This is a genomic window from Arsenicicoccus sp. oral taxon 190 (assembly GCF_001189535.1).
GTDB lineage: Bacteria > Actinomycetota > Actinomycetes > Actinomycetales > Dermatophilaceae > Arsenicicoccus.
The window spans coordinates 1,878,984-1,892,819 of record NZ_CP012070.1; the positions used below are offsets into that span (position 1 = coordinate 1,878,984).

5 protein-coding genes, 1 tRNA gene and 3 rRNA genes are annotated in these 13,836 nt (G+C 66.1%); 7 read left to right on the forward strand and 2 right to left on the reverse strand.

Annotated elements, in window-relative coordinates; all coding sequences use genetic code 11:
* Positions 1-79: 79 nt before the first annotated feature.
* Positions 80-610, reverse strand: a complete 531-nt coding sequence (locus tag ADJ73_RS08840) for a PPA1309 family protein (protein WP_050347976.1) — start codon at positions 608-610, stop codon at positions 80-82.
* 94 nt (positions 611-704) lie between these two features.
* On the opposite strand from ADJ73_RS08840, the gene ADJ73_RS08845 reads away from it, so the two are divergent.
* The 7 genes from ADJ73_RS08845 (at position 705) to ADJ73_RS08880 (ending at position 12,999) form a co-directional block, all read left to right on the forward strand.
* Complete coding sequence (locus ADJ73_RS08845; protein ID WP_253272526.1) at positions 705-3,767, forward strand: UPF0182 family membrane protein; 3,063 nt, start codon at positions 705-707, stop codon at positions 3,765-3,767.
* 68 nt (positions 3,768-3,835) lie between these two features.
* Positions 3,836-3,912, forward strand: a tRNA-Met gene (locus ADJ73_RS08850).
* Positions 3,913-4,634: 722 nt separating this feature from the next.
* Positions 4,635-6,155 (forward strand): 16S ribosomal RNA (locus tag ADJ73_RS08855).
* 334 nt (positions 6,156-6,489) lie between these two features.
* Positions 6,490-9,594 (forward strand): 23S ribosomal RNA (locus ADJ73_RS08860).
* A gap of 70 nt (positions 9,595-9,664) precedes the next feature.
* Positions 9,665-9,781: ribosomal RNA gene (rrf, locus tag ADJ73_RS08865) — 5S ribosomal RNA — on the forward strand.
* Together the 16S, 23S and 5S rRNA genes form the textbook arrangement of a ribosomal RNA operon.
* 426 nt (positions 9,782-10,207) lie before the next feature.
* Positions 10,208-11,581: a M16 family metallopeptidase gene (locus tag ADJ73_RS08875; RefSeq protein ID WP_050347977.1), complete on the forward strand. Its 1,374-nt coding sequence runs from the start codon at positions 10,208-10,210 to the stop codon at positions 11,579-11,581.
* A complete protein-coding gene (locus ADJ73_RS08880; protein WP_050347978.1) occupies positions 11,578-12,999 on the forward strand; it encodes a M16 family metallopeptidase in 1,422 nt (473 codons plus the stop codon). The genes ADJ73_RS08875 and ADJ73_RS08880 overlap by 4 nt, the downstream gene beginning before the upstream one ends.
* Positions 13,000-13,017: 18 nt before the next feature.
* On the opposite strand, the gene hisN is transcribed toward ADJ73_RS08880, so the two are convergent.
* The gene (gene hisN / locus ADJ73_RS08885) at positions 13,018-13,800 is read right to left on the reverse strand and encodes a histidinol-phosphatase (protein WP_050347979.1); all 783 of its coding nucleotides are present in this window, start codon (positions 13,798-13,800) and stop codon (positions 13,018-13,020) included.
* Positions 13,801-13,836: the final 36 nt, after the last annotated feature.

Genomic DNA, 13,836 nt, shown 5'->3' on the forward strand with positions numbered 1-13,836 from the left:
ATCCCGCGCGATCCCTCGCGGTTGCTCTCGGTCCCTCGCGGTTCCTCTCGGTCCCTCGCGGTCCTTCTCGGTCCCTTTCTCAGTCCAGCAGGGTGGCACGCAGCGCGGCGACCAGCCCGGGCGCGATGTCCGCCCCCATGGCCACCGCGTCGTCGCTGTCGTGCGCGCGCTGCCGCAGCAGGGTCACCTGCTCGCCGCTGCGGTCGACCGCCACGAGCAGCCGCACGTCCTGCCGGTCGGGGTGGTGCATGAGGTAGTCCGTCGCCTGCTGCGGGTCCTGCGGCATGGCCGACTCGGCGGCGGGCGGGACGACCAGGCGCTCGACGCTGATGGCCGTGCCCGCGACCTCGGGCGGCCAGGCGATCTGCGCCAGGAGCTCCTCCAGGCCGTCGGCGTCGGGCAGGTCCTCCTGCTCCACGGCGCTCAGCCCGTCCGGGTCCTCGCCGTCGAGCCGGGCCGCCAGCTGCGGCTCGGCGGCCAGCAGCTCGGAGGTGCGCACCAGCGCGAAGAGGCGGGTCGGCTGGTCCCACCCGGAGCGGGACACGTGCTGCTCGGTCTCGACCGCACAGGCGATCAACGGGGTGGGCACGATCTGTGGAGTAGACGTCACGCGACCATTCTCCCAGGGTGGGGCGGTAGGTTGGGCCGCGACGATCACGCCGCGGCGCTGCGGCGACGTGACCTTGGCGCAGGAGGACCACAGCGTGACCGACCACGAGCGACCCGAGCCGGATCCTGCCGCCGCGGGGGGCGCGCGTCGGGTCGTGCCCCCGCGAGGCCGGGCCGGGCGGCGGGGGCGAGGGGTGCTGGGGCCGCTGCTGACCATCGTGGCGGTGGTGCTGCTGGCGCTCGGTGCCCTGGCTGCGCTGTGGACCCAGGTGCTCTGGTACGACGCCCTCGGGTTCGGTCGCGTCCTCACCACCGAGCTGCTGACCAAGGGGCTGCTCTTCCTCGTCGGGCTGCTGCTGGCCGGGGGCCTGACCTTCTCCAGCATCGCCCTCGGCTACCGGCTCCGCCCGGTCTACGCCCCGGTCACCGACGAGCAGCTGGCCCTCGACCGCTACCGCAGCATGCTGGACCCGCTGCGACGCCTCGCCGTCTGGGTGGTGCCGGCCATGCTGGGCATCTTCAGCGGCACCGCCCTGGCCAGCCAGTGGCAGACCTTCCTCCTGTGGCGCAACCAGGTGCCCTTCGGGGTCACGGACCCGGAGTTCGGCAAGGACGTCGGCTTCTTCGTCTTCACGCTGCCGTGGGTGCGGTTCGTGCTCGACTTCACCCTCATGGCCTTCGTGCTGGCCGCGATCGTGGCCGCGCTGACGCACTACCTGTATGGCGGTCTCCGGCCCCCGGGGATGGCCGGCCGGTCGACGAAGGCGGCGATCGTCCATCTCTCGTCGCTGTTCGCGGCGCTCGCGCTGCTGCAGGGCCTCAGCTACTGGTTCGGTCGTTACGACCTGGCGCTGCAGGACTCCGGCCGCATCACGGGCATCACCTACACCGGGGCGCACGCCGTGCTGCCGGGCAAGTCCATCCTCGCGGTGGCGGCGGTCCTGTGCGCGCTGTTCTTCCTCGCCTCGATCTGGACCGGTTCGTGGCGGCTGCCGATCGTCGGGGTGTCCCTGCTCGCCGTGACGGCCCTGGTGATCGGCACGATCTATCCGACGCTGGTGCAGAGCCTCAAGGTCAAGCCGAGCGAGCGGACCCTGGAGCAGCCCTACATCCAGCGCAACATCGACGCCACCCGTGCGGCCTTCGGCCTGGACCAGGTCAAGAAGGAGGTCTACAAGGCACAGACCTCCGTCACGAGCGGGCAGCTGCGGGGCGACGCCGCAACGGTGCCCGGCATCCGCATCGTGGACCCGGCCGTGGTGGGCCAGACCTTCGAGGCGTTGCAGGCGGTCAAGGCCTTCTACTCCTTCCCGAGCAGCCTCGACGTGGACCGCTACGTCATCGACGGCAAGACCACGGACGCCGTCGTCGGGGCCCGGGAGCTGCGGCTGGACGACCTGGACCGCTCCTGGCGCAACTGGGTCAACGACCACACCGTCTACACGCACGGCTTCGGCCTGGTGGCGGCATACGGCAACAAGCGCGGCCCGGACGGCCAGCCGGTGTTCTTCGAGCAGAACATCCCGTCCACCGGCAAGCTGGGCCCCTACGAGCCGCGCATCTACTTCGGCGAGGAGTCCCCGGAGTACTCCATCGTCGGTGCGCCCGAGGGGAGCGGGGACGCCGAGCTGGACCACCCGGACGGCTCGGCCGGCGGGCAGCGCAACACCACCTACCGCGGCACCGGTGGGGTCGCCATCGGCAGCCTCACCCGGCGTCTCGCCTACGCGGTCGCCTACCGCGAGCCCAACATCATGCTGTCCAGCGCCGTCAACGAGCAGTCGCGTCTGCTCGACGTGCGCAAGCCGCGGGACCGCATCGGCAAGGTGGCGCCCTGGCTGACCCTCGACGGGGACCCCTACCCGGCGGTCGTGGACGGCCGGATCCTGTGGATCGTCGACGGCTACACCACGACGGCCAACTACCCCTACGCCCAGCGCACCGAGATCGAGGAGGTCACCTCGGATGCCCTGACCAACGCCTCCCGCAGCAACGTCACGGCGCAGGCGCCGGCCAAGGTCAACTACGTGCGCAACTCGGTCAAGGCGACGGTCGATGCGTATGACGGCAAGGTCCACCTCTACGCCTGGGACGACCAGGACCCGCTGCTGAAGGCGTGGACGAAGGCCTTCCCGGGGACGGTCGAGCCGATGTCCGCCATCACGGGGGAGCTGATGCAGCACCTGCGCTACCCCGAGGACCTCTTCAAGGTGCAGCGCTCGATGCTGGGGAAGTACCACGTCACCGACGCCAACAGCTTCTTCGGGGGCCAGGACTTCTGGCGGGTGCCCACGGACCCGAGCAACCGGTCGCAGACCGCGCCGAGCCAGCCCCCCTACTACCTGTCGCTCGCCATGCCGGGGCAGCAGGACCCGACGTTCTCGCTGACCACGAGCTTCACGCCCGAGAACCGGGATGTCCTGTCGGCCTTCGTGGCCGCCGACGCCGACGCCGGGTCGGCCGACGGGAAGCGGCGGGACGGCTACGGCACGCTGCGGATGCTCGAGCTGCCCCGGGACACCCAGGTGCAGGGGCCGCGGCAGGTCGCCAACAACATCTTCTCGAGCAACGACTCCTCGCCACGGTTCGCCCTGACGCTGAGCCAGTTCCTCAACAACAACTCCCAGGGCGGCTCGAAGGTCTCGATGGGCAACCTGCTCACGCTGCCGATGGGCGGCGGGGTGCTGTACGTCCAGCCCATCTACGTGCAGGCGTCCTCGGGCTCCTCCTCGTCGTACCCGCAGTCCAAGGCGATCGTCGCGGCCTTCGGCGACAAGCTCGCCTGGTCGGACACCCTCGACGGGGCGCTGGACGGGCTCTTCGGGGGCAGCTCGGGGGCGACCGCCGGCGACCAGGGGTCGGCTCCGACGCCGCCGCAGCCTCAGCAGCCCGGTCAGCCGGCGCCTGCCCCCCAGCCGGGGGCCGGGTCCGAGGTCGCGCGCCAGCTCCGGGCCGCGCAGACGGCGATGGCGGACGCGGACAAGGCGCTCGCCGCCGGCGACTTCGCCGCGTATGGCGAGGCGCAGAAGCGGCTGCGGTCGGCCCTGGAGGCGGCGGTCAAGGCGCAGCAGCCGGGCCAGACCGTGGTCGTCCCCACCGTGTCGCCGTCCGCCACCCCAGGCTCGGCGACCCCGTCCTCACCTGCACCCGGTGGCTGAGGCCGGTGGCTGAGGACGCCGCGATTTGCACCTGCTGTCCACGTTCACGTAACCTGTGGTCATACCGACGCGGGGTGGAGCAGCTCGGTAGCTCGCCGGGCTCATAACCCGGAGGTCGCAGGTTCAAATCCTGCCCCCGCTACCAATCGCATCGGCGTGACGAAGGCCCGGACCACACGGTCCGGGCCTTCGTCGTGCTCCGCAGACGTTCCGGTCGTGCTCCGGTCGGTCCGGTCGTGATCGGGTGGCGTCGGTCGTGCTCCGGTCGGTCCGGTCGTGATCGGGTGGCGTCGGTCGTGCTCCGGTCAATCCGGTCGTGATCGGGTGGCGTCGGTCGTGCTCCGGCCCCGGCTCGCCGCACCCTCGGCTCCTCTCGGCCACGGTCCGGGGCCGGTCCGGTCCGGTCGTCGCGCTGGGGCCGGGTGCCAGGGCCCCGGCGGCCCGGCCGAGCACGATCGCCCTGCCCCCACGCCCGATTTGGACCGTCCCGGGGGAGTGTGTACTGTCTTCCCTCGTGCCCCGGCCACGGAGCACACGACGCAGACACGCTCCGCAAGGAGGCGAGGACGCGAAGTTGACACAGTGGCCCGCACGAAGTAAGTTAGACGAGTTGCTCTCAGCGCAGACACTCGATCGCCGGGCCCGACAGGGTGCGGAGGGCAAGTTGACACGCCGAAGCAGACGAAGTAAGTTTGAGTAGTTGCCACGGAGCGAGAGCGGCCAAGCCGCTCGGACGATGTGTGCGTCCGATGTTTGAGAACTCAACAGCGTGCCGAAATTTGATGCCAAGTTTTACCTCGTTTGAGGTTCCTTTGGTAGACGGACAGCAATGTCAGATTGTTGTTCTGTTTGCTGGGGTTTGAATTTTCTACGGAGAGTTTGATCCTGGCTCAGGACGAACGCTGGCGGCGTGCTTAACACATGCAAGTCGAACGATGAAGCCCAGCTTGCTGGGTGGATTAGTGGCGAACGGGTGAGTAACACGTGAGTAACCTGCCCTTCACTCTGGGATAACTCCGGGAAACCGGGGCTAATACTGGATATGACCCTCCCTCGCATGGGGTGGGGGTGGAAAGCTTTTGTGGTGGAGGATGGACTCGCGGCCTATCAGCTTGTTGGTGAGGTAGTGGCTCACCAAGGCGACGACGGGTAGCCGGCCTGAGAGGGCGACCGGCCACACTGGGACTGAGACACGGCCCAGACTCCTACGGGAGGCAGCAGTGGGGAATATTGCACAATGGGCGGAAGCCTGATGCAGCGACGCCGCGTGAGGGATGAAGGCCTTCGGGTTGTAAACCTCTTTCAGCTCTGAAGAAGCGAGAGTGACGGTAGGAGCAGAAGAAGCACCGGCTAACTACGTGCCAGCAGCCGCGGTAATACGTAGGGTGCGAGCGTTGTCCGGAATTATTGGGCGTAAAGAGCTTGTAGGTGGTTTGTCGCGTCTGCGGTGAAAACCCAACGCTTAACGTTGGGCTTGCCGTGGGTACGGGCAGACTAGAGTGTGGTAGGGGAGACTGGAATTCCTGGTGTAGCGGTGAAATGCGCAGATATCAGGAGGAACACCGATGGCGAAGGCAGGTCTCTGGGCCATAACTGACACTGAGAAGCGAAAGCATGGGGAGCGAACAGGATTAGATACCCTGGTAGTCCATGCCGTAAACGTTGGGCGCTAGGTGTGGGGCTCATTCCACGAGTTCCGTGCCGCAGCTAACGCATTAAGCGCCCCGCCTGGGGAGTACGGCCGCAAGGCTAAAACTCAAAGGAATTGACGGGGGCCCGCACAAGCGGCGGAGCATGCGGATTAATTCGATGCAACGCGAAGAACCTTACCAAGGCTTGACATACACCGGAAAAGTGCAGAGATGTGCTCCCCGTAAGGTCGGTGTACAGGTGGTGCATGGTTGTCGTCAGCTCGTGTCGTGAGATGTTGGGTTAAGTCCCGCAACGAGCGCAACCCTCGTTCTATGTTGCCAGCGCGTGATGGCGGGGACTCATAGGAGACTGCCGGGGTCAACTCGGAGGAAGGTGGGGATGACGTCAAATCATCATGCCCCTTATGTCTTGGGCTTCACGCATGCTACAATGGCCGGTACAAAGGGCTGCGATACCGCGAGGTGGAGCGAATCCCAAAAAACCGGTCTCAGTTCGGATTGGGGTCTGCAACTCGACCCCATGAAGTCGGAGTCGCTAGTAATCGCAGATCAGCAACGCTGCGGTGAATACGTTCCCGGGCCTTGTACACACCGCCCGTCAAGTCACGAAAGTCGGTAACACCCGAAGCCGGTGGCCTAACCCTTGTGGGGGGAGCCGTCGAAGGTGGGACTGGCGATTGGGACTAAGTCGTAACAAGGTAGCCGTACCGGAAGGTGCGGCTGGATCACCTCCTTTCTAAGGAGCATTTGCCTCTTCATCACCGAGTGTGTGGTGGGGGTGCTCATGGGTGGAACATCGAATGGTTGGCTGCTGGTTCTGCTGGTTGTGAGTACGGCTCGCCCTTGTTGGGGGTGGGTGTGGAAAGCGTCTGGTGGGGGTGGTGGTCGTGGCGCGCTGTTGGGTCCTGAGACATCGGTTTCCCTGTTCTGGTGGCTCCTCGTTGTGGGGGTTGCTGGGTGGGGGTCTGGGGTCTTTGCCTGGACTGCTGATAGCTCGAGCGTGTGCTTGGGTGTGTAGGTGGTTGGGGTTTGTGTTTTGAGAACTACACAGTGGACGCGAGCATCTTTGTGGCCAAGTTTTTAAGGGCGCACGGTGGATGCCTTGGCACCAGGAACCGATGAAGGACGTAGGAATCTGCGATAAGCCTCGGGGAGTCGATAACCAGACTGTGATCCGAGGGTTTCCGAATGGGGGAACCCGGCTGGAGTTTGTGTCCAGTCACCTGCACCTGAATATATAGGGTGTGTGGAGGGAACGTGGGGAAGTGAAACATCTCAGTACCCACAGGAAGAGAAAACAACAGTGATTCCGTCAGTAGTGGCGAGCGAACGCGGATGAGGCTAAACCGGTCGTGTGTGATACCTGTCAGGGGTTGCACGGTCGGGGTTGTGGGACTTGCCGGCCCGTACTGACATGCGGGCGCGCAGTAAGAAATCTCGTGGATAGGCGAACGGTCTTGAATGGCCGGGCAGAGAAGGTGGCACCCCTGTAGCTGAAATCTTCGAGACTGTGGGCGAGTATCCCAAGTAGCACGGGGCCCGAGAAATCCCGTGTGAATCTGGCAGGACCACCTGCTAAGCCTAAATATTCCCTGGTGACCGATAGCGGACAAGTACCGTGAGGGAAAGGTGAAAAGTACCCCGGGAGGGGAGTGAAATAGATCCTGAAACCGTGCGCTTACAATCCGTTGGAGCCTCTGTGTGGGGTGACAGCGTGCCTTTTGAAGAATGAGCCTGCGAGTTAGTGCTCAGTGGCGAGGTTAACCCGCGTGGGGTAGCCGTAGCGAAAGCGAGTCCGAACAGGGCGTTTGAGTCGCTGGGTCTAGACCCGAAGCGAAGTGATCTACCCATGGCCAGGTTGAAGCGCGGGTAAGACCGCGTGGAGGACCGAACCCACCTAGGTTGAAAACTGGGGGGATGAGCTGTGGGTAGGGGTGAAAGGCCAATCAAACTTCGTGATAGCTGGTTCTCCCCGAAATGCATTTAGGTGCAGCGTCACGTGTTTCTTGCCGGAGGTAGAGCTACTGGATGGCCGATGGGCCCCACCGGGTTACTGACGTCAGCCAAACTCCGAATGCCGGTAAGTGAGAGCGTGGCAGTGAGACTGCGGGGGATAAGCTCCGTAGTCGAGAGGGAAACAGCCCAGATCACCAGCTAAGGCCCCTAAGCGTGTGCTAAGTGGAAAAGGATGTGAAGTTGCCTTGACAACCAGGAGGTTGGCTTAGAAGCAGCCACCCTTTAAAGAGTGCGTAATAGCTCACTGGTCAAGTGATTTTGCGCCGACAATGTAGCGGGGCTCAAGCACACCGCCGAAGCTGTGGCATTGACATATTGCTAAGCCGTTTGTGGTTCAGGCGTGTCGATGGGTAGGGGAGCGTCGTGTGGCGAGTGAAGCGGCGGAGTGATCCAGTCGTGGACGCTACGCGAGTGAGAATGCAGGCATGAGTAGCGAATGACGGGTGAGAAACCCGTCCGCCGAATAACCAAGGGTTCCAGGGTCAAGCTAATCTGCCCTGGGTAAGTCGGGACCTAAGGCGAGGCCGACAGGCGTAGTCGATGGACATCCGGTTGATATTCCGGAACCGGCGCAGTACCGCCCCTAGCGAGGCTGGTGATACTAAACCTGGTGAAGCTTCTCTAACCGCCTTCGGGTGGGTGAGGAGTGGATGAGGTGACCTGAGCCAGTAGTAGTTAAGCGATGGAGTGACGCAGGAAGGTAGCCGCCGCGTGGCGATGGTTGTCCACGTCTAAGGATGTAGCCCGGTGTGTAGGTAAATCCGCATGCCATTCGGGTGAGATCTGATAGTGACCGCGTATGCGGGAAGAGGGTGATCCTATGCTGCCGAGAAAAGCTTCTAGCGAGGGACTGAGCCGCCCGTACCCCAAACCGACTCAGGTGGTTAGGTAGAGAATACCAAGGCGATCGAGTGAATCGTGGTTAAGGAATTCGGCAAAATGCCCCCGTAACTTCGGGAGAAGGGGGGCCATGATCGTGACGCACCTTGCGTGTTGAGCGTGAGTGGCCGCAGAGACCAGGGGGAAGCGACTGTTTACTAAAAACACAGGTCCGTGCGAAGAAGTAATTCGATGTATACGGACTGACGCCTGCCCGGTGCTGGAACGTTAAGGGGACCGGTTAGCCTCACGGCGAAGCTGAGAACTTAAGCGCCAGTAAACGGCGGTGGTAACTATAACCATCCTAAGGTAGCGAAATTCCTTGTCGGGTAAGTTCCGACCTGCACGAATGGCGTAACGACTTCCCTACTGTCTCAACCGCGAGCTCGGCGAAATTGCACTACGAGTAAAGATGCTCGTTACGCGCAGCAGGACGGAAAGACCCCGGGACCTTTACTATAGCTTGGTATTGGTGTTCGGTACGGCTTGTGTAGGATAGGTGGGAGACTGTGAAGCATGCACGCCAGTGTGTGTGGAGTCATCGTTGAAATACCACTCTGGTCGTTCTGGATGTCTAACCTCGGTCCGTGATCCGGATCAGGGACAGTGCCTGGTGGGTAGTTTAACTGGGGCGGTTGCCTCCTAAAGGGTAACGGAGGCGCCCAAAGGTTCCCTCAGCCTGGTTGGTAATCAGGTTTCGAGTGTAAGTGCACAAGGGAGCTTGACTGTGAGACAGACATGTCGAGCAGGGACGAAAGTCGGGACTAGTGACCCGGCGGTGGCTTGTGGAAGCGCCGTCGCTCAACGGATAAAAGGTACCCCGGGGATAACAGGCTGATCTTGCCCAAGAGTTCATATCGACGGCATGGTTTGGCACCTCGATGTCGGCTCGTCGCATCCTGGGGCTGGAGTAGGTCCCAAGGGTTGGGCTGTTCGCCCATTAAAGCGGTACGCGAGCTGGGTTTAGAACGTCGTGAGACAGTTCGGTCCCTATCCGCTGTGCGCGTAGGAAACTTGAGAAGGGCTGTCCCTAGTACGAGAGGACCGGGATGGACGAACCTCTGGTGTGTCAGTTGTTCTGCCAAGGGCACCGCTGATTAGCTACGTTCGGGAGTGATAACCGCTGAAAGCATCTAAGCGGGAAGCACGCTTCAAGATGAGGTTTCCATGCCCCTTGTGGGTGAGAGGCTCCCAGCTAGACTACTGGGTTGATAGGCCGGATGTGGAAGCACAGCAATGTGTGGAGCTGACCGGTACTAATAAGCCGATGACTTGACCCGAAGATTGCTCGCGTCCACTGTGTAGCTCCCGACACACAAACCCTGTGGTGGGTGGTGAAGTCGATAGAGTTACGGCGGTCATAGCGTCAGGGAAACGCCCGGTCCCATTCCGAACCCGGAAGCTAAGCCTGACAGCGCCGATGGTACTGCACTGGTGACGGTGTGGGAGAGTAGGACGCCGCCGGACAACATTTCAGAAGAAGGCCCCGGACCATTGGTCCGGGGCCTTCTTGCATGTCCGGATCCGTCAGGACTTCACAGATGGCCCTCGAGTGCCACGAGGACGCCCGCGACCGCGAAGAAGCGGTTGGAACCGAGGTCGCGGACGGTCTTGATGCCGAGCTCCGCGAGCCGTGCGTCGTCCTTCTCCGTGAGGCCGGCGAGGGCCGAGGGAGGGGCCGCGGGGCCGCGAGGATCTCGCGCAGCGACTTGTCCTCGTAGGCCTTGTCCAGCTGCTTGGCCAGGTCGATCGAGACAGCCATGGGGGTGTCCTTCCAGGAAGGGAGCGCCCGTGCGGCACTCCTGGATGTCACTGTGGCGGCGGGTGCCCCGTCACGCAAGCATCAGTCCGTCGAGTCCGTGCCCGGTGCGCCTCTGGCCTAGGGTGGTCCGCATGCCGCTGAACTACCAGATCGAGGAGCGCACGCTGGCCAACGGGCTGCGGGTGATCGTCAACGAGGACCACTCGGTCCCGACGGTCACGGTCAACCTGTGGGTGGGTGTGGGATCCCGTCACGAGACGCCGGGCCGCACCGGGTTCGCCCACCTCTTCGAGCACCTCATGTTCCAGGGGTCGGCCAACGTGCCGTCCGGTGACCACTTCGCCGTCCTCATGGCCCATGGCGCCCGGCTCAACGCCACCACGTGGTTCGACCGCACCAACTACTTCGAGACCGTGCCCCGGGGAGCGTTCGAGCTGGCCCTGTGGCTCGAGGCGGACCGCCACGGTCGCCTGCTGGCGGCGGTCACGCAGGAGAACCTGGACAACCAGCGGGACGTGGTCAAGGAGGAGAAGCGGCAGCGGTACGACAACCAGCCCTATGGCTTCGCGCTGGCGGACCTCTACGCGTCGCTCTTCCCCGAGGGGCATCCCTACCACCACCCGACGATCGGCTCGATGGAGGACCTGGACGCCGCCAGCCTGCAGGACGTCCACGAGTTCTTCCAGCGGTACTACGGGCCCAACAACACGACGCTGACCCTGGTCGGGGACCTGACGCCCGAGGAGGGGTTCGCTGCGGCGGAGCGCTACTTCGGCGAGCTGCCGGCATCAGCGGCGGCGGGGCGGGAGTCGGTCGCCCCGCTGCCGCCGCTGTCGGAGCCGGTCCGGTTCGAGCGCCGCGACGACGTGCCGAGCGACCGGCTGTTCGTCGGTTTCCGGCTGCCCGTCGACGACACCGACGAGTTCTATGCCGCGTCGGCCGCGCTGGACGTCCTCGCCGGGCTGTCCACCTCCCGCGTCTACACCCGGCTCGTGCGCCGCGAGCACCTCGCCAACAGCGTCCACGGAGTCTCGTGGGGTCTGGTGGACGGGGTTTCCGTGGGGTTCATCAGCATCGACGTCGCGGAGGGCGTGGACCCGGGCGTCGCCGAGGCGGCGCTGTGCGAGGAGCTGGAGCGGCTGGGCGAGGCGGGGCCGACCCCGCTCGAGCTCGAGTCGGTCCAGGCGCAGAGCGAGCGCGCCTGGTTGAGCGCCCTCGCGTCCGCCGACGAGCGCGCCGACACCATCTGCGGGCACGCCGCGCTGCACGGCGACAGCGCGTTCATCAACACCTTCCTCGACCGCATCGCGACGATCACGGCAGAGCAGGTCCAGGAGGCGGCGCGGACCTACCTGCAGCCGCGCAACCGAGCCGTGGTCGCCCACCTGCGCGACGAGAGCGCCGCACCCGGCACCGAGACGGCCACCCCGTCCGAGGCGGACGGCGAGCAGGAGCCGGGTGACCTCGACGACCGGGCGGCCCACGACGAAGGAACCACGGCATGAGCGACCAGCCCACGACCACGACGAGCACCACGACTTCGACGACGTCCCCGAACCCGACCACCGTGGCCCCGCGGCCGGAGGTCGTGCCCCCGGGCCCCTGGTCCTTCCCCGAGCCGGTCGCCCACGTGCTGGCCAACGGCCTGACGGTGCAGGTGTTCGACATCCCCGGGCAGTACGTCGCGTCGGTGCGGCTCGCCGTCCCCGCCCTCCCGGCGCAGGAGCCGCAGGAGCAGGAGGGGCTGCTGGCCCTGCTGAGCCGTACCTTCGACGAGGGCACCCTGGACCACGGCGCAGAGGAGTTCGCCCAGCTGCTCGAGCAGGCCGGGGTGGCGCTCGGGTCCTCGACGAGCGAGTTCGGGCTGGTCCTGGAGCTCGACGTGCCCGTGGCCCGGCTGGAGCGGGGGCTGGAGCTCTTCGCCGAGTGCGTCCAGCGGCCGGCCTACCCCGACGACGAGGTCGAGCGAGCCCGCCGCCGCCGGCTCGCCGACATCGAGCAGGAGACCGCCGACCCCCGGTCCCGTGCCACCCGGGAGTTCGCGCGCACCTTCTACGACCCCCGGTCCCGGGCCTCGCGGCCGGCCGCCGGCAGCCCCGACACGGTCCGCGCCATCACCCCTGACGCGGTGCGCGACTTCCACGCGGACCACGTGGGCCCCACCGGGTCCGTCCTCGTCGTCACCGGTGACCTCGGCCCCCTCGGTGACGACCCCGTGCCGCGGGTGCTCGACCTGGTCGAGCGCAGCTTCGGCGCGTGGGGACCGCAGCGGGTCGCCCCGGTGCCGCCGCAGGCCCCGCGCCGCCGTGACGACGCCGCGCGCATCGTCGTGGTGGACCGCCCGGGATCGGTGCAGTCCGAGCTCTACGTCGGGTGCCTCGGGCCGGACCGCCGCCACGGCTGGGGCGCCTACCCGGTCCTCAGCTTCCTGGTCGGTGGGGCCCCGCAGGCTCGCGTCGACGCGGTGCTGCGCGAGGAAAAGGGCTATACCTACGGCCTGCGCGCGGCCTTCGTGCCGCGGGCCGAGGACGGCCTCTTCATCACGTCGGGCTCGGTCCGGGCCGAGGTGACGGGGGAGTCGCTCGGGCTGCTGCTCGACATCCTCGAGAAGGCCCGCGAGGGCTTCACGCCCGAGGAGGTCGCGAGCGGCGTCGCGTTCGTCAGCATGACCGCGCCCGCGCGCTACGCCACCGCCGACGCGGTGGCCGACGAGGCGGCCGGCCTGGCCCTCGAGCGGCTCCCCGCGGCGTGGGTAACGCAGATGTTCGAGGAGACCCGGGGGCTCGACGAGCAGCAGCTCGTGGCGGCATACGGGCGTGCCGAGGTGGGCCGCTGGACCGTCGTGGTCGTGGGCGACGCGGCGCAGGTCAGCGAGCAGCTGCGCGCGCTGGGGCGCGGCGAGGTCGAGGTCCGGCCGCGATGACGGAGCTGCGGCGCCCGGTCACGCCAGGCGCCGCAGCACCTCGTCGTGGAGCAGCCCGTTGGTGGCCACCGCGTTGCCGCCCCAGGGGGCCGGTGACCCGTCGAGCGAGGTGAACCGCCCGCCGGCCTCGGTGACGATGGGGACGAGGGCGGCCATGTCGTACTCCTGCAGCTCGGGCTCGGCCGCCAGGTCGCAGGCGCCCTCGGCCACGAGCATGTAGGACCAGAAGTCGCCGTAGGCCCGGGTGCGCCAGCAGTCGTCCATGAGCTCCAGGAAGGCGTCGCGGCGGTCGATGTCGGCCCAGCCCCCGAGGCTGGCGTAGGACAGGCTCGCGTCCTGGACCCGGGACACCTGCGAGACGTGGATCGCCTTGGCGGAGAAGAGGTTGCGCCCCGTCCAGGCCCCCGACCCCTGCGCGGCCCACCAGCGGCGGCCGAGCGCCGGCGCGGACACCAGCCCCATCACGGGCTGGTCACCGTCGACGAGCCCGATCAGGGTGGCCCAGACGGGGACGCCGCGCACGTAGTTCTTGGTGCCGTCGATCGGGTCGATGATCCACCGCCGCGGGCCGTGCCCCGTGGTCCCGAACTCCTCGCCCTGCACCGCGTCCCGCGGGCGGGTGCGCTTGAGCTGGCCGCGGATGAGCTCCTCGGCGTCGCGGTCGGCGTCGGTCACCGGCGTGAGGTCGGGCTTGGTGTCGACCACCAGCGACTCCGACTTGAACCGGGCCATGGTCACGCGCTCGACCGAGTCCGCCAGCACGTGGGCCAGGCGGACGTCGTCGTCATAGGAGGGGCTCACCGGCCCAAACTATCCCGTATGCCGCGGCCCCCGGCA

Coding starts and splice junctions, on each gene's coding strand:
- ADJ73_RS08880 (WP_050347978.1), top strand. CDS start 11,578: ATGAGCGACCAGCCCACGACCACGACGAGCACCACGACTTCGACGACG.
- ADJ73_RS08875 (WP_050347977.1), top strand. CDS start 10,208: ATGCCGCTGAACTACCAGATCGAGGAGCGCACGCTGGCCAACGGGCTG.